Origin of the sequence: Catellatospora sp. NPDC049133 (assembly GCF_040648455.1) — a bacterium.
Taxonomy (GTDB): Bacteria; Actinomycetota; Actinomycetes; order Mycobacteriales; family Micromonosporaceae; genus Catellatospora; species Catellatospora aurea.
The window spans coordinates 14,833-36,654 of the sequence record NZ_JBEZDT010000020.1; the positions used below are offsets into that span (position 1 = coordinate 14,833).

Below are 21,822 nucleotides of genomic sequence, written 5' to 3' on the forward strand. Positions count from 1 at the left end.
GGCAGGTGTCGGCACGTTTTTGCCACCCTGTTTGGCAAAGTTTGGCGGCGCGGGCTTGGCAAAGTTTGTCGATCTTCCAGTTGCGCCGCGGCCGCCGGAATGCTGTGCCCTCCCGAGAGTCAGATCGGCAGCGGATCCAGATCGCACTCGACCCGGGAACCGCGCGCCCAGCGGGCGACGAACTCGTGCTCGCCCAGCAGGTCCTGCCAGCCGACGAGCATGCGTTCACGCAGGTCATCGTCGGGTTTGCCGACGGCGATCAGGTCCAATGCCAAGTTCGTGCCGGCGGCCAGGGTCTCCGGGTGCTCGGCGCCGCGAGCGGCGACGGCGATCTCGTACGCGGCCCGGGACGCCTTCACCGCGCCGGCCCGGTCACCGGTCAGCGACAGATCTGTCGCATGATTGACCGCGGCCGCGATCGCGTACGGGTGACTCTCCCCGAGCAGCTTGTCCAGCTGCGCGGCGGCCTGCCGGCCGGTCTCGCGCGCGGCCGCCCACAACCCGCGGGCGCGCTGCACCGCGGCCAGGTTGACCCGGGCGACCGCCGTCAGCGGGTGCCCGTCGGACAGCCTGCTGCGGTAGCCCTCGACGGCGTCGGTGACCAGCCGCTCGGCCCGGGAGGTGACACCCGCGTCGCGCAGCGCGTTGGCGTAGCTGACCGTCACGCTGAGCAGGTGCGCGTCGGAGCGGTCGAGCATCTCCCGGCAGCGCATGTACAGCTCCGCCAGCTCGTCGAGCGCCTGCGGCCAGCCGAGACGGCGGCGGGCGACCGCGGCGGTGCGGCGGGCGGCGAGCATGCCTAGGTCGCCGTCGCCGAGCAGCCGGCTGCCCAGGGGCAGGTACCGGTCCAGCAGCTCCAGCGCCCGGTCGTAGTGGCCCAGCCCGGACTGGTCCTCGGCCAGCGCGAACGCGGCGCGGACCGTGGCGGCGGTGTCGCCGGCCTCCAGCCGCTCGAAGTCGGGCAGGTCCAGGAAAGCGGCTTCGGCGTACGCGCCCGCGTGCCGCAGGCTCGCCGACAGCCGCCGCCGGCAGTCCGCGGTGCGCGCGTGCCCCGCGCCCAGCGCGCGCAGGGACCGGTCGTGGTTCTCCCGGCCGGCCGTGACGGCCTGCGCGTAGTCGCCGGCCACCAGCAGGTCGGTGGCGGTGCCCGCGACCGCGGCCAAGGTCAGTTCGTGATCGGCCCCGTGCGCCGGGCTCGCCTGAAGCCGCCGTACCACGTCGACGGCCAGTTCCCGGGCCCGGGCGTAATCCCCCAGCCCGCGCCACGCACCGGCCAGGTCCACCTGCACCCGCAGGACCAGCTCGTGATCCGGGCCGAGGAAGTCCGGCTGCTGCCACACGGCCGCGGCCTGGCCCGCCAGGTCCGCGGCCTTGGCCAGGTCGCCGTCCAGGACACGGAACCGGACCTGGTCGGCGATCAACTTCTGCGCGTCCGGGTTGCGCGACTCGACCAGCCGGGACGGCTGCAGGTGCCGGCCGATCTCGCGGTACTCCCCCGCCGCGGCCACCCCGGGTACACCGAGCGCCGCACGGGCCAGGATCTCGTGGACGTGGTGGCGGGCCCGCGCGTCGGCGTCGGCGGGCAGCGTCGACCGCAGTGCCTGCCGGGCCAGGTGCGTCATCTCGACCTGGTGCTCGCCCAGCCGGATGAGGCCGTAGTTGGCCAGTGCCCGCAGCGCGCGGCGCAGCTCGACGCGGTTGCGCAGGGTCATGCCCAGCGCCGAGCCGAGGGTGGTCCCGGCGCGTTGCAGCAGGGCGATCGGCACCGGTGCCGGTCCGAACCAGCCGAACAGGTCGCACAGGTCCCGGTGCTCGGCGCTCAACCCGGCCCGGGCGATGGCCAGCGCGCTGACCACCGGATCCGACGGCGCGTACTGGCCGTGCAGCGCGGCCGGGTCGATCCGGGCCGCGATGTTCAGGGCCTGCGGCAGCCGGCCCACCAGCTCGATGAAGTCGGCCAGCTGCGCGTCGGTGATGCCGGGACGCTGCCGGGAGAGGAACTCGCTGGCCTCGTCCGGCGCGAATTCGAGCACCTCGACCTCGACCATCGTGGCGTCGTACGGCAGCTCGCGGTCGGTGGTGGTCAGTATGGCGTGCCCGCCGCCGATCGGCAGCAGGTCACGGATCTCCCGCTCCTGCTCGCCGTTGACGTCGTCGAAGATCAGCAGATGCGGCACCTCGGGCGCGCCGAGATAGCGGCGCAGCTCCGCCAGCGAGCGGTCGCCCGGCGATCCGTTGCCCAGCCCCAGCCGCGCGGCGAGCTCGGCCATGCCGGCGCGTGCCTGGTCGACGTCGGTGCAGCGCACCCACCACACGATCGGATAGCTCTCGCCGTACCGGTGAGCGTATTCGGTGGCGAGTTCGGTCTTGCCGGCCCCGCCGACGCCGTGCAGCACGACGGTCGTGTGCTCGTGCTGTTCGAACGCCGTGCGGATGCGGGCCAGGGCCGCGCGGCGGCCGGTGAACGAGGAGTTACGGGTGGGCAGTTGCTGCACCGGCCAGGAGACGACCGCGTCGGGTCGTGGGGGCTGCGGTGGAATGCCGCGCCCGGCGCGTGAGTTCGGCACCGTCGTCGTCTCCCCCGTCCGCGTCGGCCGCTGGCTGTCCTCCTGCGCGCGCGCCCAGAGTGCGTGGAACCTGGCGACCAGTTCGGTCTCGTTGCGCCGGGCGAGCGTGCGCTTGTTGAGATCGACGATAATCGACTGATACTTCGGCCACGAGAGCAGATATGCGCCACGCAGGGCCGCGCGGTAGGTCTCGTGCGAGACGTACTCCAGGGAACGGTCGCGGTTGATGCTCGTGCTGACCGTGCGGCCGGACGGGCAGCCGGCGCTCACGTACAGCTCATGCAGCGCGTCGATCAGGTCACGGAAAGGTCCCAGTGGGACCGCGTCCAAACTGGGTCTGCTGATCTGCACGTGGCGGCTCCGCGCGGATGACGGCCAGCCGAGGGTCGACGGTGGCGGGACTGACGGTGGCGGAACACGGAGACGCCCTGCGGGCCCCCGGCGAGCATATCGACGGATGACCCACCGGCGCCATCGACACGCGCCGTCATCGGCCACACCCCGCGAGCGGGTGAATCGCCTTGACAGCGTCACATTCCCGACAGTCAGGGGCGGCGGGCGCGGTGGCGCGGGGTGGATAGGTTTGGCGGATGGCGCGGGTGGTAGCGGTGCACGGCATTCACAACACGTACGCCAGCCGGCCGCAGATGGCCGACAGCTGGGTCCCCGCGCTGCTGGGCGGACTGGACAACGCGGCCCAGGCCGGCCTGGCCCCCACCGCCGGACTCACCGCATCCGAAGTGGCCTGTGTGTTCTACGGGGACGTGTTCCGCCCGCAAGGCAAGCGTCTGAGTGGCGACATTCCCCCGCTGACCTCCGACGACGTCGAGGAGGGCCCCGAAACCGACCTGCTCCTGCAGTGGTGGGCGGCGGCGGCGCGGATCGACCCCGCGGTGGTCGCGCCGGACGCGCGCACCCTGGGGCCGCGCACCTCGGCCCGCAAGGCCCTGCTGGCACTGGCCGGTGCGCGTTTCCTCGCCCAGGTGTCGGAGCGCCTGCTCGTGTGGTGGCTCAAGCAGGTCACGTCCTATTTCACCGACCCGGCGGTGCGCTCGGCCGCCCGGGAGCGCTTCGCGGCCGGGATCGGCGACGACACCCGGGTGGTGGTGGCCCATTCGCTGGGCTCGGTCGTCGCGTACGAGGCGCTGTGCGCCCACCCCGAGTGGCCGGTCACCGACCTGGTGACCCTGGGTTCGCCGCTGGGGGTGCCGCACCTGGTCACGCACCGGCTCGACCCGTCGACGGGGGCCTGGCCGACGGTCGAGCGGTGGACGAACATCACCGACGCGGGTGACTTCGTGGCGCTGCAACCACTGCTGCGCACCGTGTACGGCGAGCGCGTGCGCGATGTGGAGATCAGCAACGGGTTGGGCGCCCACCAGGTGGAGCGTTATCTGTCCGATCGGGAGACCGGGACGGCCGTGGCCGCGGGACTGCTCGCCGGCCGCGCGTGAACGGGCAGGAGGGCGCCGCGGAGCCGCGCCGGTACTTCATCGGCGCGGCGACGACCGTGTACGCGCCCGCGACCGACCTTGTGGACCTGCCCGAGCTCGTCGACGAGCTGGGCCGCGCCGCCGAGCTGTTCACCGGCCTGGGCTACGAGGTGGTGCCGGGCTTCGGCACCGACCTGACCGCGGTCGATTTCACCAGCCGCCTGCGGACCTTCCTGCGCAGTTCCGAGCGCCTGCCCGACGACATGATCGCGGTGTACTACACCGGGCACGGCGAGGTGGCCGGGTCCGGGACCGAGCTGCTGCTGCCGATGGCCGACGCGACCGCCGACCGCTCGTTCAGCTTCCTGCATGCCGGTGACCTGACCGGACGCCTGCTGGACAGCTACGCGCCGGGCGAGATGGTCGGCCAGCGGCTGCTGTTCGTGCTGGACACCTGCTACGCGGGCGCGGCTGCCGGCATGCTGGCCACCGGGGCGGTGGGCTTCGCCGACCGGCTGCGCCGCACGGCCGGCGGACCCGCCATCGCGGTGATCGTCGCGGCCCGCGACTACCAGCAGGCCGGGGTCGGCACGTTCACCCAGGCACTGGCGCTGGCAGTGCAGGAACGGGCGATCGCCGGTCACGAGGTGCCGTTCCTCCCGCTCGAGCCGTTGATCACGCAGGTGAACGCGGAGATGGCCGAGGCCGCGGCGGGTGCGGCGGTCAGCCAGCACGCCCGCCTGCTCTACTTCGGCGAGCGGGCCGGGGAGTTCTTCCCGAACCGGCTGTACAGCCAGTGGTACGCCGACCTCGACGTGCGCACCCGGGATCTGCGGCTGCAGCAGGACGCGCGGCGCGCCGACCGGGAGTTCATCGCGCGCATCGGGCAGGGCCTCGACCCGTCGTCCGAACGCGACGACCTGTGGCTGTTCACCGGGCGGCACGCCGCCCTGCGCCGGGCCTCGGAGTGGCTCGCCGAAGCCGCAGCGCACCCGCCGCCGCCCACTCTGGTGATCACCGGCGATCCGGGTTCGGGCAAGTCCGCGCTGCTCGCCCGGCTGGACACGCTGGCCGACCCGGGCCGCAGCGCCCGGGTGCCCGACGTGCACCTGCTGCCGCCGGACACCATCCCGCCCCGGGAGTCGATCAGCCGCTTCATCCACGCCCGCGGCCTGACCCCGGTGGCGCTGCTCGCCGGGCTGGCCGAGGCCTGCGGCCTTGACGACATCGCCGCCGTCGACTCGCCGGGCAAGCTCGTCGCGCAGCTGCGCAACCGGACCGAGCCGGTCACCGTCGTCATAGACGGCGTCGACGAGGCGGCCGGCGAGGTCGGCGACACCACGGTCACCGGCCTCGCCATGGTCACGCAGGTCCTCGCGCCGCTGGTGCGATCGGCGCACCGGACACCGCTGCGGCTGCTGATCGGCACCCGCCGGCACCTGATCGGCCCGCTCGGCAAGCCGGTCGAGGTCGTCAACCTCGACCGGGCCCGCTACGCCGACCAGCCCAGCCTGCAGGCGTACGTGCGCTCGTGCCTGATCGAGCTGGTCGACACGTCGCCCTACCGCAGGCAGCGGCCCGAGTACCTCGACGCGGTCGTCGACGCCGTCGCGGCGGCCGCCGGGGACTCGTTCCTCGTCGCCCTGATCACCGCTCGCAGCCTCGCCCTGCAGAAAGAGCCGGTGGCCGACCCGCACGACCCGGCTTGGCGTGCGTCGCTGCCGCGGGAGGCCGCGGGCGCGATGCGCCGCGATCTCGACGAACGCCTGGGCGACGACGCCGCGCGGGCCCGGGACCTGCTGCTGCCGCTGGCCTACGCGCAAGGGTCCGGGCTGCCCTGGGAGGACCTGTGGCCGCGCCTGGTGACCCGGCTGACCGGCCGCCCGTGCGGCAACCGCGACCTGGACTGGCTGTTCGAGAACGCCGGCTACTACATCATCGAGTCGCGGCTGGCCAACGGCTCCGTGTACCGCCTCTACCACGCGTCGCTGGCCGAGCACCTGCTCGCCGAACGCCGGGCCGGCCACGGAGCGCTCCCCCACCGCCTGCCCGACAACGGCGACGCCAAGGCCGACGCCGCGGCGATCACCCGAGCCGATCACCGGGCAATCTTCGACCTGCTCGTCGACCGGGTGCCCCGACGGCTCGACGGCACCCGGGACTGGGCCAGGGCCCATCCGTACACGGCGGCCGCCATCGCGAGCCACGCCGTCCGGGCCGACTGCCTCGACATGCTGCTCGCCGAGCCCCGGCTGCTCACCGACACCCCAGCCGAGCCGCTGCTGACCGCGCTGCACCGGGTCCGCACCCCGCAGGCGTGGGCGACCGCGGACGCGTACCGGCGCGCGATCGCCCGCATGCAGGCCCATCCGGCCGAACGGGCCGCCTACCTGCAGCTCGCCGCCCGGTGCGCGCGAGCCCCGCACCTGGCCGACGACATCACCGCCAGCGGCCTGCCGCTGCCCTGGACGGCGCACTGGGCGTCGTGGCGTCTGCACCCGCCGCACCAGACGCTGACCTGGCACCGCGGCCCGGTCACCGCCGTCGCGCTCGGCGAGGTCGCCGGCCGGGCGGTCGTCGCGTCGGCCAGCGGTGACCGCAGGCTTCGGCTGTGGCACGCCGCGACGGGTCGTCCGCTCGGCGAGCCGCTCGTCGGCCACACCGACTGGGTCACGTCCGTCGTGTTCGGACAGATTGACGGCGAGGCGGTCGTGGTGTCCGGCGGCCGGGACGGCACCGTACGGCGCTGGGACGCCACGACCGGCCGCCCGCTGCCCGGACGGCCCCACCGCCACCGCGGGCCGGTGCGCACGGTCGCGTTCGGGCGGCTCGACGGCCGCGCGGTCATCGTGTCCGGCGGTGAGGACGACAGCGTCATGGTGTGGGACGCGGCCACCGGCCAGCTCGTGGGCGGCCCTCTGGCGGGCCACTCCGGCGGGGTCTACGCCGTGGCGGTCGGCGACATCCGCGGGCAGGGCGTCGTGGCGACGGCCGGCGCCGACGGTCTGGTGCGGCTGTGGGAGGCGAACACCGGCAGCCTGTACGACGTGCCCTACGACGGCCACACCGGCCGGGTGAAGGCCGTCGCGTTCGGGCGGCTCGGCGACGACACGATCGTCGTGTCCGGCGGCGAGGACCGGACGGTGCAGGTGTGGTCGGCCGAGACGGGACGGCTCGTCGCGGACGTCTACACCGGGCACACCGACCACGTCAACGCCGTCGCCTTCGGCCGCCGCGGCTCGCAGCCCGTCGTCGTGTCCGGCAGCAACGACCAGACCGTACAGGTGTCCGACGTGGTCACCGGACGCCAGATCGGGGTCCGGCTCACCGGCCACAACGACTGGGTGTCATCGGTCGCGTTCGGCGTGCGCGACGGCCGGGCGGTGATCGTGTCGGGCAGCGAGGACGAGACGGTGCGCCTGTGGGACGCGGTGTCCGGCGAGCCCGTCGGCGAGCCCTTCACCGGTCACACCGGCGCCGTCGACGCCGTGGCGTTCGGCGACCTGGCCGGGCAGCCGATCGTCGTCTCCGGCGGCGGCGACCGCGCGGTGCGGCTGTGGGACGCCGCGTCCGGCCAGCCGGTAGGCGACCCGATCACCGGCCACACCGGCGCGGTCACCGCGGTGGCGTACGGAACCGTCGACGGTCGACCCGCGATCGCCTCGGGAGGCGGCGACGAGACGGTACGGGTGTGGCATGCCGCGTCCGGGCGGGCGGCAGGCGAGCCGATCACCGGCGCCGGCCCGATCCGGTCGGTGGCTCTGGGCAGCGTCGACGGCCGGGCCGTGGTGGCCGGGGCGGGCGCGGACGCCACGGTGCGGCTGTGGGACGCGGCGTCCGGACGGGAGGCGGGCCCGGCGCTGGCCGGGCACACAGGGCCGGTGAACGCGGTGGCCTTCGGCGAGCTAGACGGGTCGGCCGTCGTCGCCTCCGGCGGTGACGACCACACGGTGCGGCTGTGGGACGCCGCATCCGGCGAGCCGGTAGGCGACCCGATCACCGGTCACACCGGCGCGGTCACCGCGGTGGCGTTCGGGACCGTCGACGGGCTGCCCGCGGTGGCCTCCGGCAGCGACGACGAGACGGTCCGCGTGTGGTACGCCGACTCCGGCGAGCCCGTCGGCGAGCCGATCACGGGTGCCGGGCCGATCCGGTCGGTGGCGTTCGGGCAGCTCGGCCGGCAGCCGATCGTCGTCGCCGGGGGCGCCGGCGCGCAGGTGCGGGTCAGTGACGCGATCACCGGGGAGCCCGTCGGCACCCTGTACGCGACGCCCGACGGGGTGCGCTCGGTGGCGTTCGGGCGGCTCGGCCGCCAGCCGATCGTCGTCGCGGGTGGCGCCGACCGCGCACTGCGCGCCTGGGACGCGGCCACCGGGCAGGTCGTCGCGGCTCCGTTCGCCGGCCATCTGAGCCCGGTCACCGCGATCGCGTTCGGCCGCCTCGACCGGGCCCTGGTCGTCGCGTCGGGTAGCACCGACCACACGGTGCGGCTGTGGGACGCGGCCTCCGGCCGGCCACTGGCCGCCCCGTTCACCGGGCACACCGACGGCATCCGCTCGGTCGTGTTCGGACAGGTCAACGGCCGGACCGTCGTCGTGTCCGCCAGCGACGACCGCACCGTGCGGATCTGGGACGCTGCCACCGGCCGTCCCGTCGGCGAGCCTTTCACCGGGCACCGCAGTTCGGTGAACGCGGTCGCGTTCGGACGGCTGGACGGGCATCCGATGATCGTCTCGGGCAGCAACGACCACAAGGTGCAGATCTGGGACGCGGCCACCCGGAAGCTGCGCCGGCCGCCAGTCGACGCCCACCACGGCTACGTCAGCGCGGTCGGGTTCGCGTCGCTGCGCGGCCGCCCGATCGTGGTGTCGGGGGGCTTCGACCATGTCGTACGGCTGTGGGACGCACGCACCGGCGAGCCGGTCGGGGAGCCGTTCACCGGGCACGCCTCCGACGTCAACGCCGTCGCGGCGGGTGAGTCCGGCGACCGCCTGCTGGTGGTGTCGGCGGGCAACGACGGCACCGTGCGGACCTGGGACGCGGCCACGGGTGAGCCGGTCGGTGCGCCGTTCACCGGCCACGAGGGCTGGGTGCACGCGGCCGCGATCGACCGGCGCGGCGACCGTACGGTGGTGGTCAGCGGCGGGGCCGACCAGACGCTGTGGGTGCGGCCCGCACCGGGCGGGGCCGGTGACCGGCCGGCCGGCGGGACCCGTATCCGGCTCAACGCGACGGTGCACTGCGTGGCCGTACGCGACGCGTCCCACCTGGTCGTCGGCACCGAACTGGGCATCGTCAGCCTGCAACTGCCGTGATACCGCCGGCCGGGGCACGGGCCCTCGCCACCCCTAGGGCCCGCCCCGTCCCCCGGGTTCAGGCTGCGGCGCTCTTTCGCCGCTTGCGCTCGTCGCTCAGGATCTGCTTGGCCTCCTGCCGGCTGAGGCCGAGCTCGGCCAGCAGTTGCCGCTGCGGGATGAGCAGCAGCGCGCCGATGCCGACGCCAACCGCCGCGCCGCATCCCGGCGAGATCATCAGATTGTTGGCGATGAGCAGGGCCAGCACACCGATCATCGCGAACGAGAAGATCCAGACCGAGATCTTCAGGTTGCGGTGGGAGCGGACCAGCCGGTCGCGGTCTTGCGGGCTCAGCGTGCGCATGGTCACCGATGCCTTCCACTGGTGAAGCTGCCTGGTGTCGGCCGCGGCGGGACACGCCCCGGCGCGCCGACGCTAACCGCCCGGCACCGCCGCCCGCCCGGACCCTCGGCTCACAGCGCCGCCATCCGGCCAGCTCAGCGCGCCCAGGTGACGGCCGCGTCCGCTCCCCGGTGCGGGCCGGTCCGGCGACCGGCGCGGGCTGACCGTCCACATCGGCGCGTCCTAGAATCGGCTAGTCGACGAACCGGGGAGGGGGCCGCGGGCCACGATGGCGGAGCGTTCGAACGATCAGGACTCCGCGCCCCGGGTCGCGTTCACGGCCGCGCTGGCGCAGCTGCGCCGCCGCCTGCCCGACGTGTCCGACGAGGTGCTGGCGCGCCGGGCGAGCGGGATCGCGCTGCCGTCGGGGCGGCGTATCGCCGTCAACGCCCGTCGGCTCGGCGAGTGGATCAACGGTCGGTCGGTGCCGCGCGACTTCGAACAGGTGCACGCGCTCGTGCAGGCCGTCGAGACGGCTGCGGGCGGTTCGGCGACGGGCCAGTCGCTGCAGCGCTGGCGGCAGCTGTGGCGCGCCGCGCACGAGCAGCAGCGCGCCCCGGCACGCACGCCACAGGCCACCACGCCCGTGGCGGAGCTGGTCGTCGGCCGTCCGCCCAGCGACGCCGCCTCGCTGCGCGAGCGCCCGGAGCTGGCCGAGGCCATCGACGACGCGCTGCGCGACGACGCGGTCCGCCAGGTGCTGCTGACCGGGCCGGGCGGATCGGGCAAGTCGCAGCTCGCGGCGGCCGCGTTCCACCGGGCGCGCGGCGGCGGGGGCCTGTTCGCCTGGGTGTCTGCGTCGTCGCGGCAGTCGCTGCTGGCCGGCTACGCCCGGGTCTGGCGCGCCGTGTCCGGCGGAGCCCTGGACCGGCCTGCCACGGCCGGGCGCGCCGCGCACCCTGACGGCTACGGCCACGACGAGGAGACGCAGGCCGACCTGCTGGTCGCGTGGCTGCGCACGACGCCTCAGCCGTGGCTGGTCGTGCTCGACGACGCCGACGACCCGGCCGACCTGGACGGGCTGTGGCCGATCGGCGAGCACGGGCGCAGCATCGTGACGACCCGACGCCGGGACGCGATGGTGCTGCGGCCTACGGCGCGGGTCGTGCGGGTGGGCATGTTCACCGGCCCGGAATCGGTGGACTACCTGCGCAACCGCCTGTCGCTGGACCCTGCGGCGGGGCATGGCGAGCCGCCGCCGGACGCCGAACTGGCCGGGCTGGCGGCGGCGCTGGGGCACTTCCCGCTGGCGCTGTCGCAGGCCGCGGCGTTCCTCATCGACACCGGCACGGGCGTGGCGGCATACCGGCGGCTGCTCGACGACGAGCGCGAGCGGCTGGCCGACCTGTTCCCGCCGTCGTCGCCGGCCGACGGCCACGACCGTACGGTGGCCAGCACCTGGCAGCTGGCGGCGCAGCGGGCCGCCGCCCTGGCCAAGCCGGGCACGGCGCAGCGGCTGCTGGAGCTGGTGGCGCTGCTGGCCCCGGTGGGGGTGCCGCAGGAGCTGCTGCTGACCGGCGCGGCCCGGGCCCGGATCGGCGCGGACCGCCGCGAGGCGCTGGCCGCGCTGCGGGCGCTGCACAGGCTCAGCCTGCTCACCCACGACTCGGCGACGGTGGCGATGCACGCCCTGGTGCAGCGCGCGGTCCGGGAGTCGGTTCCGGACGCCGAACTGCCCGGCCTGGCCCGTGCGGCTGCGGACGCGCTGGACGAGGCGTGGGCGGCCCCGGACGGCGGCCTGCCGGTGGCCGCGCTGTACGACAGCCTGCTGGCGCTGCACCGGGCGGTCGGCGAGTTGCTGTGGCACGGGGGCATGCACCCGGTGCTGCGGCGGCTCGGCGAGCACCTGATGGCGGTGGGCCGCACCGCCGCGGCCCGCGACGCCCTGGACGACCTGGTCCGGCAGGCGCACACCCGGCTCGGCGGCGAGCACCGCGACTCGGTCTTCCTGGCGGCGCAGCGCGCCCAGGCGGTCGGCGAACTCGGCGACCCCGCCGCGGCCCACGCCGACCTGACCCGGCTGCGCGCCGACGCCGAGCGGCTGCTCGGCCCCGACGACCCGGACACGCTGTGGATCCGGCTGCACCAGGCGCTGCAGCCGTTCGAACTCGGCGCGCCCGCGGCGACGTACGACGAGATGGTGCCGCTGCTCGCGCACGCCTCGGCGGTGCTCGGCGACGACCATGCGCTGACGCTTCAGGCCAGGCGTTACGTGGCCCTGTGCCGGGGCATGTCCGGCGACGCGGCCGGGGCCCGGGACGGTTTCACCGCGCTGGCCGACGAGCTGGCGCGGCGGCGGGGGCCGGCACACCCGGACACCGTCAGCACCCTGTCCGACCTGGGCCGATGGATCGGCGAGGCCGGGGACGCGGAGCTGGCCGTCCAGACGTACCAGCGCGCGGTCGAGGGGCTGGTCGCGGTGCACGGGCCGCTGCACCACGACACCCTGACGGCACGGCACAACCTGGCCTACTGGCGCGGCCTGGCCGGGCAGCCGGCGGCGGCGGTCGCCGACTTCGGCGTGGCCACGCAGGACGCCGAGCGGGCGCTCGGGCCCAGGCACCCGACCACGCTGACGTTCCGCACCAACCTGGCCTACTGGACCGGCCTGGCCGACGACCCCGCCGCGGGCATGGCGGCGCTGGCCGAGCTGCAGGCGGTCGTCGAGCAGGTGTTCGGGCACGCCCATCCGCGGGCGCTGCGCACCCGGCAGCTGCACGCCCAGCTGCGGCACCGCGGCGGTGACGTGGCGGGCGCGGTCGGCGAGCTCACGGCGGTGCTGGCCGACATGCGTGCCGTGCAGAGCGACGACCATCTGCGTACTGGAGAAGCGGCGCAGCTGCTCGCGTCGTGGACGGTCACGTCGCACGACGCGGCCACCTCCCCTTAGCGGACGGTGCGTTGACCAGGCGCTGCTGACCGGCCACAGTGGAGTCGTGCACCGTGCTCTCCACGCGCTGACCGTGGCCGCGTACCTGACGCTGGTCGCCGGGGTGGTCGTGGCGCAGCCACCACCGGGCATGCCGCACTCCCCGGTCGCCGCGATCGTGCTCGGCGCGGTGTACGCCACGGCGGCCACCGCCGGTTTCAGCCGCGTGCACCGGGTGTCCCGGCGCGGACCGCGGATCGCCTTCGTCGCCGCTCAGCTGCTGCTCGGGTACGCCGTCTTCGTGACCTCGGGCGCGATGGTCGGCGCGATCCTGCTGCTGCTGGTGCTGGTCAGCCAGAGCATGCTGCTGCTGCCGCCGCGCGGCGCGCTGGTGATCGTCGCCCTGGTCCCGTTCGCGCACACGGGCATGGCGTGGCGCGAAGGGCTGCGCGAGGCACTGGGCATGCTGGCCGCAGCGGCGTTCGCCGCCGTGCTCACCCGCCTGATCATGCGCGAGCAGCAGGCCCGCCAGGAGCTGACCCACGCCCATGAGCAGCTGCGGGAGTACGCGCTGCAGGTCGAGCGGCTGGCCGTCGCGCAGGAGCGCAACCGGGTCGCCCGCGACATCCACGACGGGCTCGGCCACTCGCTGACCGTGGTGCAGATGCAGGTCAAGGCCGCGCGGGCGGTGCTGGGCAGCGACCCGGACCGGGCCGACGCCGTGCTGGCCAAGGCGCAGGTCCAGGCCGAGGAGGCGCTGGCGGAGGTGCGCCGCTCGGTGGGCGCGATCCGCGAGCCTCGCCCGCAGGCGCCCCTGGCCGAGGCGCTGCGCGGGCTGGCCGAGCAGGCCTCGGCCGCGGGCGTGCCCACCAGCCTGGACGTCACGGGGCAGGCCCGGCCGCTGCTGACCGCCGCCCAGGAGTCGCTCTACCGGGCCGCGCAGGAAGGCCTGACCAACGTGCGCAAACACGCCGGGGCGACCCGGGCCGAGCTGGTCCTCGACTACACCCGCCCGGCCGCCGTGCGGCTGGAGGTCCGCGACGACGGTGCCGGCCTGGCCGCGGACCCGGCCGAGCTGCCCGGCTACGGCCTGCTGGGGGTACGCGAACGCGCCGCGCACGCGGGCGGCCGGATGAGCATCGAGTCCGCGCCCGGCCGGGGCGCGACGCTGAGCGTGGAGGTGCCCGGGTGAGCCGCCTGCCGGTGCGGGTGCTGCTCGCCGACGACCAGTCGCTGTTCCGCGAGGCCCTGGCCGTGCTGCTCGGCGTGCGCGACGACATCGTGGTGGTCGGCGAGGCCGGCGACGGCGCGCAGGCCCTGGACCGCGCGGCCGAGCTGCGGCCCGACGTGGTGCTGATGGATCTGCGCATGCCGGTCCTGGACGGTGTCGCGGCCACCCGGCGTCTGCGGGCCGAGCACCCGGGCGTACGGGTCATCGTGCTGACCACGTTCGACGACGACGAGGACGTGTTCGCGGCGTTGCGCGCCGGGGCGCTGGGTTACCTGCTCAAGGACGCGTCGTCGGCGCAACTGGTGGAGGCGGTCCTCGCCGCCGCCCGCGACGAGGCCGTGCTGCAGCCGTCGGTGGCCGCGAAGGTGGTGGCCCGGTTCGCCCGGCTGCCCGACGAGGAACCGGCCGTCCGGCCGCAGCCGCTGGTGGTGCCGCTGTCCGAACGCGAACTCGACGTGCTGCGCCTGCTCGCCGACGGCCGCTCCAACCGGGAGATCGCGGCGACGCTGTTCCTGGCCGAGGGCACGGTCAAGAACCACGTCAGCGGGGTGCTGGCCAAACTCGACGCCCGCGACCGCACCCAGGCGGCGTTGCGCGCCCGCGCCCTCGGCCTGCTGTGACCCGGGCGTCCGCGTGCGCGGCGGCGTCGGAGCGCCCGTGCCCGCCCATGACCACCACCATGACTTCCGGCACCTGTGCGCACGTCCTGGACCGTTCAGGATGGTGGCCATGACAACCTCCACGACCGGTCCGGACACCCCCGCCGAGCGGCCCGCGCGTTCGGCCGCCCGCAAGAACCTGCGCTTCGCCCTGCATTTCGTCGAGATGGTCGTCGCCATGGTCGTCGGGATGGTCGCGCTGGGCCCGCTGTGGTCGCTGGCGTGGCCCGGCCTGGCCGACCTCACCGTCGCGAGTGTGCTGGTGATGGCGACGAACATGACGATCGGCATGGCGGCGTGGATGCGGTTCCGGCGGCACGGCTGGGCCCGTATCGCCGAGATGTCCGCCGCGATGTACGTGCCGTTCCTGATCCTGCTGGTGCCCTATGCGTTCGGGGCCGTCTCCGGTGAGGCGCTGATGATGGGCGGGCATCTGCTGATGCTGCCCGCGATGCTGGCCGCCATGCTGTGGCGGCACCAGGAGTACCGGCACCGGCCGGCGCTCAGCCCAGCCGCACCACGCGCACACCCCGCGGCGGTAGCGGCAGCTCTCCCTGCGGCCCCCGGGTCCCGGCGAGCAGTTCGCCGGGCAGGTCGGAGACGGTGACAGGCTGGTCGGTACGGTTGATGAGGAACGCGAAACGCTCCTCGCCCCGGCGGCGCACGGTCAGCTCGACGTCGCCACGCGAACCCGGCGGCAGTTCGCTGGTCACGCCCGCGGCGGTGGCCAGCGTCTCCAGAACCGCGGTGAGGCCCTGCGCCCCCAGGCGGGTGGACACGTACGCGGCGGAGCCTTCGCCGGTGGTGCGGCGGGTGACGGCCGGGTGTCCGGTGTGCTCGCCGGTGGCGTAGCGCGACAGCACCGCGACGTCGGGGCCGGTGACCTGGACCCGTTCGGTCCACAGGTTCGCGGGCAGGCCGTCGTCGAGGGTGACCGTCTCGGTGTCGAGCAGCGGCGCGAACTCCTCGACGCGTACGCCGAGCAGGTCGCGCAGCGCGCCCGGGTGGCCGCCGAGCCAGACGTGGTCGTGCTCGTCGACGATGCCGGAGAAGTACGTCGTGACCAGGTGACCGCCGGCTTCGGCGTACCCCCGCAGGTCCTTGGCGACCGCCTCGGTGACCATGTGCAGCATCGGCGCGACGACCAGGGAGTATCCGTCGAGCGGCGTGCCCAGCGGCACCACGTCGGCGCGGATGCCCAGGTTGAGGAACGCGGTGTACCAGTCCAGGGCCTCCTGCCGGTAGCGCAGGCGGTCGGTGGGGTGCGAGTCGGCCTCGGCGGCCCACCACGACTCCCAGTGGAAGACGATCGCGGCGGGGGCCTGCTCGCGGCCGGAGCCTGCGATCGGGGCGAGCTCGCGCAGGGTCGCGCCGAGGGCGGCGGCGGAGCGGAACACGTCGCTGTCGGGTCCGGCGTGCGGGACCATCGCCGAGTGGTACTTCTCCGCGCCCGCCGCGGACTGCCGCCACTGGAAGAAGCAGACCGCGTCCGCGCCGTGCGCGACGTGCGTCAGCGAGTCGCGAGCCAGCTCACCGGCCTTCTTGGCGACGTTGACCGGCTGCCAGTTGACGGCGCTGGTGGAGTGCTCCATGAGGAACCACGGCCGGCCCCCGGCGATGTTGCCGGTCAGGTTGGCCGAGAAGGACAGCTCGTCGAACGCCTGCGGGCCGGGCTCGACGTAGTGGTCGTTGGACACGAAGTCGATGTCGGCGGCCCAGGCGGCGTAGTCCATGCCCTTGGTGCCGCCCATGACCATGAAGTTGGTGGTGACGGGCACGTCCGGGGTGTGCCGGTGCAGGATGTCGCGTTCGGCGCGCAGGTACTGGCGCAGCGCGTCGGAGGAGAAGCGCTTGAAGTCCAGCTGCTGGGTCGGGTTGGGGTGGGTGGCGGCCAGGCGCGGCGGCAGGATCTGCGTCCAGTCGCTGTACTCCTGCGACCAGAACGCGGTGCCCCAGGCGTGGTTGAGCGCGTCCAGGGTGGTGTAGCGGGCCTGGAGCCAGGCCCGGAAGGCGCGGGCCGCGTCGTCGGAGAAGTCGTAGACGTTGTGGCAGCCCAGCTCGTTGGACACGTGCCAAGCGGTGAGCGCCGGGTGCCCGGCGTAGCGGGCGGCCAGCTTCTCGACCAGGGCCAGGGCGTGCTCGCGGAAGACCGGCGAGGTGGGCCGCCAGTGCTGGCGGCCGCCCGGCCAGATCGTCTCGCCGCGGGCGTTGACCGGCAGGATCTCGGGGTGCTTGGCGGTCAGCCACGGCGGCGGGGAGGCGGTGGCGGTGGCCAGGTCCACGGCGATGCCGTTGTCGTAGAGCAGGCCCATGACCTCGTCGAGCCAGTCGAAGCGCCAGGTGTTCTCGGCGGGCTGCAGTTTCGCCCAGGAGAAGATGCCGAGCGAGACGATGTTGACCCCGGCTTCGCGCATGAGGCGTACGTCGTCGCGCCACACCTCGCGGGGCCACTGCTCGGGGTTGTAGTCGGCGCCGTAGGCCAGGCCGGGCGCCACGTTGTCGGGCCGGCGCAGCCACTGGGGACGGGCGGGGTGGGTCACGGGGAGGCTCCTTGCGAGGTGGTGCGGTCGGGCCAGGGGGCCGTGCCGCGGGCGGTCGGGGTGTGCCGCCCGCGGCACGGGGAACGCGGCGGACAGGTGGTGACCCGTCCGCGACGCCGGGCTACGGTCAGCCGACCGTGAAGCCCTGGTCCTTGCCGTACTTGGCGGACGCCTCCTGCCAGGCCTTGAGGCCGTCGGTCAGCGGCTTGTCCGTCACGTACGCCTGTCCGACGGTGTCGTTGAAGATGCTGTTGGCGTACACCTGGAAGGGCAGGTACGACCAGCCCGGCACGACGTCGGCGGCCGACTTCGCGAAGATCTCGTTGGCCTTCTGGCCGCCGAAGTACGGGAACTCCTTGCCGAGGAACTCGGCGGACTTCAGCTCGGCGGTGGTGGCCGGGAACGCCCCGTTTTCGACGCGGATCTTCACGCCCTCGCCGGCGGTGGCGTACTTGAGGAACGCGTAGCCCAGGGCGTTGTTCGCGCCGGCCTTCGGGATGGTCAGCGAGCTGCCGCCGTTCTCGGCCGCGGCGTTGGCGCCGGCGGTCCACTGCGGCATCGGCGCGACGCGCCACTTGCCCTTGGCGCCGGGCACGCCGGACTCCAGGTTGGCGGGCATCCACGCGCCGATGACCAGGGTGGCGATGCTGCCGTCGCCGAGGCCCTTGTACCAGCCGTCGCTCCACGAGCCGACCGGGGCGAGCAGCTTGTCGCTGATCAGCTTCTGCCAGGTGCCGGCGAACTTGGTGGAGCCCTCGTCGGCGAGGTTGATCTTCACGTTGGTGCCGTCGACGGCGAACGGCTTGCCGCCGGCCTGCCAGATCAGGCTGGTGGTGAAGCCGGCGTCGCCGGTGTCGTTGGTGATGTAGGCCTTCGGGTCGGCGGCGTGCAGCTTCTTGGCGGCCGCGGCGTACTCGTCCCAGGTGGTCGGCACCGCGATCTGGTGCTTGTCGAAGACCTCCTTGTTGTAGAACAGCGCCATCGGGCCGGAGTCCATCGGCAGGCCGAAGGTGCCGCCGCCGGTCTTCACCGACGACCACGGGCCGGGGGTGAAGGTGCCGTCGAGCTCACCCGCGCCGAACGCGGCCAGGTCGGTCAGCGACTTGCCGAGGGCGAACTGGGGCAGGGCGTAGTACTCGACCTGCGCGACGTCCGGCACGCCGGATCCGGCCGCGATCGCGTTCTGCAGCGCGGTGTACTGGTCGTTGCCGGTGCCGGCGTTGACCAGGTTGACCTTGACCTTGGGGTACTTGGCCTCGAAGGCGGTGACGACCTGCTTGAGGGTCGGCTCCCAGGCCCAGACGGTGATCGAGCCGCCCTTGTCGAGCGCGGCCTGCACCTGGTCGGCCGTGACCGGGGAGGTCGTGTCGCCGCCGTCGTCGGAGCCGCAGGCCGCGAGCGCCGCGGTCGTGATCGCGGCGGTGGCGAGCGCCGCGGTGCGCAGGAACGCGCGTCGGTTGGTGAACATCGGTGTCCTCTCAAACGGGGTGTGGCGCATTTCGTGAGCGGTGAGGTCGGTGGGTCAGTCCTTGACGCCGCCGGCGGCGAGGCCGGACTGCCAGTAGCGCTGCAGGAACAGGAAGGCGGCCAGCAGCGGCAGGATGGTCAGCAGCGAGCCGGTGATGACGAGGTGGAAGATGGCCTGCCCGCCGGCGGTGGCGGCCTGGTCGTTCCAGGCGTTGAGGCCCAGGGTCAGCGGGTACCAGTCCGGGTCCTTGAGCATGATCAGCGGCAGGAAGTAGTTGTTCCAGGTCGCGACCATGGTGAACAGCGCCACGGTGACGATGCCGGGGGCGAGCAGCGGCATGCAGATGCGGATGAAGGTGCGCAGCTCGCCCGCGCCGTCGACCCGGGCGGCCTCCAGCAGCTCGCCGGGGATCGCCGAGGCCGCGAAGGTCCACATCAGGTACAGGCCGAACGGCGAGATGAGCGACGGGATGATCACCGCCCACGGGGTGTTGGTAAGCCCGAGCTTGGAGAACATGAGGAACGTCGGCACCGCCAGGGCCGTGGCCGGCACGGCGACCGCGCCGATGACGACAGCGAACACGCCGCGCTTGCCGGGGAAGTCGAACTTCGCCAGGGCGTACCCGCCCAGCGTCGCCAGCGCGGTCGCGCCACCCGCCCCCAGCACCACGTAGAGCAGCGTGTTGAGCAGCCAGCGGACGAACACGCCGTCGTCGTAGGTGAGCGTGGCGCGGATGTTGTCGAACAGCGCGAAGTCGTCGTCGAACCACAGCCCGAACGAGCTGAACAGGCCCTCCTGCGTCTTGCTGGCGTTGATGAGCAGCCATACCAGCGGCACCAGGCTGTAGATCAGCATGAGCGCGGTGAGCGCGGTCAGCAGCGGGCTGCGCCGCTGCTCCTTGCGGCGTACGCGGTTGCGGGCGGGTGACGCCGGACGTGGCGCGGCGGCGGTCGTGGGGGTGGTCTGCGTCGTCATGGCTACTTGTCCTTCCGCGTGCCACGCAGCTGGACGGCGTAGGCGACGATCATGGTCAGCACACCCATGACGATCGCGACGGTCGCGGAGTAGTTGTACTGCTGGCCGGAGAACGACAGCGAGTACGCGTACATGTTCGGGGTGAAGTACGTGGTGATCGCGTTGGGCGCCAGGCTCTGCAGGATGCTGGGCTCGTTGAACAACTGGAAGCTGCCGATGATCGAGAAGATGGTGGCGATGAGCAGCGCACCCTTGATCGCCGGGAGCTTGATCGCCCGGATCACCTGGAACTGGCTCGCGCCGTCGAGTTCGGCGGCCTCGTACAGCGACTTCGGCACGACCTGCAGCGCACTGTAGAAGATCAGCATGTTGTAGCCGACGAACTCCCAGGTGACGATGTTGCCGATGGAGGCGAGCACCAGGTCTGGGGAGAGCGGGTCGGGCAGGATCACGCCGAGCGCGTCGTTGAGGTTGCCGATCAGGCCGAACCGGGTGCCGTACATGAAGCCCCACATCAGGGTCGCCACCACGGCGGGCACGGCGTACGGCATGAACACCGCGACGCGGAAGAAGGCCTTGCCGTAGAGCCGGCCGCTGTCGATGGCCAGGGCGACCAGCAGCGCCAGGAACAGCATGATCGGCACCTGGACGAGCAGGAACAGCGTCACCCGCCAGGTCCCCGACCAGAACTGCGGGTCGGTGAAGGCCTGCTGGTAGTTCTCCAGGCCGACGAAGCTGGTCCCGCCGATCAGCCGGGTGCGGAACACGCTGAGGTAGAGCGCGTAGGCGATGGGCGCGACGAAGACGAAGGCGAACACGGCCATGAACGGGCCGACGAACGCCCATCCCGTCCAGGACCGGCGGCGGCGCGGTGGTCGGGTGGCGGCTTGGCCGGTGCGCGAGATGGTCGGAGGGGCAAGCACCGTCATGTCTCCTCCTTCCGGCAAGTTCTCAAGAATGGCTGGTCAGACCAGATGTTTACGCAAACATAGCGCTGCTGCCGAATCACACCCGGGCATGCACATGAGGGTACGACTCGATCACGTTGCGTAATGTTTACGTAAACATCAGCTCGGTGATAGTGTCACCGACGCCGAACAGGCGTCAAGGACCGGTTTCGGATTCGTTACACGAAGCACTCCGACGCCCGCGTACGCCGCACGAAGGGAGCACGGGATGAGCCGGCCGAAGGCGCCCCGGGTGTCGATGGCCGACGTGGCCCGGCTCGCCGGCGTCTCCTCGCAGACCGTCTCCCGCGTGGCCAACGGCCACCCCAGCGTCGTCGGCAGCACCCGCCAGCAGGTCCTCGCCGCCATGAAGGAGCTGCACTACCGCCCCAACAGCGCCGCCCGCGCGCTCAAGAGCGGCGAGTTCCGCACCATCGGCGTGATCCTGTTCACCCTGTCCAGCACCGGTAACAGCCGCACCCTGGAGGCCATCGCCACCCACGCGGCACTGCAGGGATACGCCATCACGCTCATCCCCGTGGCCGTGCCGACCCAGGACAGCGTGCTCGGCGCGTTCACCCGCCTCGGCGAACTCGCCGTCGACGGCGTGATCGTGATCATGGAGGTGCACCTGCTCGACGCGGCGACGGTGACGCTGCCGCCGAACGTGCAGGTGGTCGTCGTCGACTCCGACGCCGGCGACCGGTATGCCGTCGTCGACACCGACCAGGCCGACGGCGCCCGCCAGGCCGTGGCGCACCTGCTCGGACTGGGCCACCGCACCGTGTGGCACGTCACCGGGCCACAGGACTCCTTCGCCAGCCAGCGCCGCGCCCAGGCCTGGCGCGACACCCTCACCGCCGCCGGCCGCGAGGCGCCCCCGCCGCTGCACGGCGACTGGTCGGCCGAGTCCGGATACCGCGCCGGGCTCGCCCTGGCCGACGAACCCGACTGCACCGCCGTCTTCGCCGCCAACGACCAGATGGCGCTCGGCGTGCTGCGCGCCCTGCACGAGCGGGGCCGCGCCGTGCCCGCCGACGTCAGCGTCGTCGGCTTCGACGACATCCCCGACGCAGGCTCCTTCATCCCGCCGCTGACCACCGTGCACCAGGACTTCGCCGAGGTCGGACGCCGCTGCGTGGAAGGCATCCTGCAGCAGATCGACCGCGGCGAGACCGGGCCCGGCACCGCGCTGGTGCCCACCCGCCTCGAGGTCCGCGCCAGCACCGCACCACCGCGGCAGGCCGATCCCCGCCGGTGATTCCGCCCATCGCCCGGATTGGCGGCAACGCCCCGATGCCACCGGTTCGACCGGTGATTCTGCCGATGCCGGTCCCGTTAACATCGATGAAACTGACTCCACTGCTCGATCGACCAGCTTCCCGTCCCCCGCAGCACCGCTGCTGGGCAGCTGGTTCCTCACCGTCAGGAGTGGA

Annotated in this window: 13 protein-coding genes; 7 read left to right on the plus strand and 6 right to left on the minus strand. The window is 73.3% G+C overall.

From position 1 onward, the window contains the following. Nucleotides 1–119: 119 nt before the first annotated feature. Nucleotides 120–2,918 (minus strand): FxSxx-COOH system tetratricopeptide repeat protein, encoded by a 2,799-nt coding sequence (gene fxsT / locus AB0B35_RS22700; RefSeq protein ID WP_361048633.1) that lies wholly within the window; start codon nt 2,916–2,918, stop codon nt 120–122. Between the two features lie 239 nt (nt 2,919–3,157). Between fxsT and AB0B35_RS22705 the strand changes: the two genes are divergently transcribed. Together AB0B35_RS22705 and AB0B35_RS22710 are read left to right on the plus strand one after the other, a co-directional pair. Next, nucleotides 3,158–4,021 carry a hypothetical protein gene (locus AB0B35_RS22705; RefSeq protein ID WP_361048635.1) on the plus strand — a complete coding sequence of 288 codons (864 nt, stop codon included), beginning with the start codon at nt 3,158–3,160 and terminating at the stop codon, nt 4,019–4,021. Beyond that, entirely contained in the window at nt 4,018–9,315 is a 5,298-nt protein-coding gene (locus AB0B35_RS22710; protein WP_361048637.1) for an NACHT domain-containing protein, read from the plus strand. Before AB0B35_RS22705 ends, AB0B35_RS22710 begins: the two co-directional genes overlap by 4 nt. A 58-nt stretch (nt 9,316–9,373) precedes the next feature. On the opposite strand, the gene AB0B35_RS22715 is transcribed toward AB0B35_RS22710, so the two are convergent. Beyond that, nucleotides 9,374–9,664, minus strand: a complete 291-nt coding sequence (locus AB0B35_RS22715; RefSeq protein WP_361048639.1) for a hypothetical protein — start codon at nt 9,662–9,664, stop codon at nt 9,374–9,376. A gap of 262 nt (nt 9,665–9,926) precedes the next feature. Between AB0B35_RS22715 and AB0B35_RS22720 the strand changes: the two genes are divergently transcribed. The 4 genes from AB0B35_RS22720 to AB0B35_RS22735 all read left to right on the plus strand — a co-directional run bounded on the left by AB0B35_RS22720 (nt 9,927) and on the right by AB0B35_RS22735 (nt 15,063). Next, entirely contained in the window at nt 9,927–12,587 is a 2,661-nt protein-coding gene (locus AB0B35_RS22720) for a tetratricopeptide repeat protein (protein WP_361048641.1), read from the plus strand. 46 nt (nt 12,588–12,633) lie between these two features. After that, the gene (locus tag AB0B35_RS22725; RefSeq protein WP_361048643.1) at nt 12,634–13,758 is read left to right on the plus strand and encodes a sensor histidine kinase; all 1,125 of its coding nucleotides are present in this window, start codon (nt 12,634–12,636) and stop codon (nt 13,756–13,758) included. Beyond that, nucleotides 13,755–14,417 carry a response regulator transcription factor gene (locus AB0B35_RS22730; RefSeq protein WP_360525191.1) on the plus strand — a complete coding sequence of 221 codons (663 nt, stop codon included), beginning with the start codon at nt 13,755–13,757 and terminating at the stop codon, nt 14,415–14,417. The genes AB0B35_RS22725 and AB0B35_RS22730 overlap by 4 nt, the downstream gene beginning before the upstream one ends. Before the next feature lie 109 nt (nt 14,418–14,526). Then, nucleotides 14,527–15,063 carry a hypothetical protein gene (locus AB0B35_RS22735; protein WP_361048645.1) on the plus strand — a complete coding sequence of 179 codons (537 nt, stop codon included), beginning with the start codon at nt 14,527–14,529 and terminating at the stop codon, nt 15,061–15,063. Here AB0B35_RS22735 and AB0B35_RS22740 read toward each other — a convergent pair. The 4 genes from AB0B35_RS22740 to AB0B35_RS22755 all read right to left on the minus strand — a co-directional run bounded on the left by AB0B35_RS22740 (nt 14,960) and on the right by AB0B35_RS22755 (nt 20,368). Next, nucleotides 14,960–16,996, minus strand: a complete 2,037-nt coding sequence (locus tag AB0B35_RS22740) for a beta-galactosidase (RefSeq protein WP_361048647.1) — start codon at nt 16,994–16,996, stop codon at nt 14,960–14,962. The two genes, AB0B35_RS22735 and AB0B35_RS22740, sit on opposite strands and share 104 nt — an antisense overlap. Before the next feature lie 127 nt (nt 16,997–17,123). Beyond that, a complete protein-coding gene (locus tag AB0B35_RS22745; RefSeq protein WP_361048649.1) occupies nt 17,124–18,464 on the minus strand; it encodes an extracellular solute-binding protein in 1,341 nt (446 codons plus the stop codon). A 54-nt stretch (nt 18,465–18,518) separates the two neighbouring features. Beyond that, nucleotides 18,519–19,439: a carbohydrate ABC transporter permease gene (locus AB0B35_RS22750; protein ID WP_360525178.1), complete on the minus strand. Its 921-nt coding sequence runs from the start codon at nt 19,437–19,439 to the stop codon at nt 18,519–18,521. Nucleotides 19,440–19,441: 2 nt separating this feature from the next. Continuing rightward, on the minus strand, nt 19,442–20,368 hold the full coding sequence (locus tag AB0B35_RS22755; protein ID WP_360525175.1) for a sugar ABC transporter permease: 927 nt from the start codon (nt 20,366–20,368) through the stop codon (nt 19,442–19,444). 247 nt (nt 20,369–20,615) lie between these two features. On the opposite strand from AB0B35_RS22755, the gene AB0B35_RS22760 reads away from it, so the two are divergent. Continuing rightward, nucleotides 20,616–21,647, plus strand: coding sequence for a LacI family DNA-binding transcriptional regulator (locus AB0B35_RS22760; RefSeq protein WP_360525172.1), 1,032 nt, complete (start codon nt 20,616–20,618; stop codon nt 21,645–21,647). Nucleotides 21,648–21,822 lie beyond the last annotated feature (175 nt).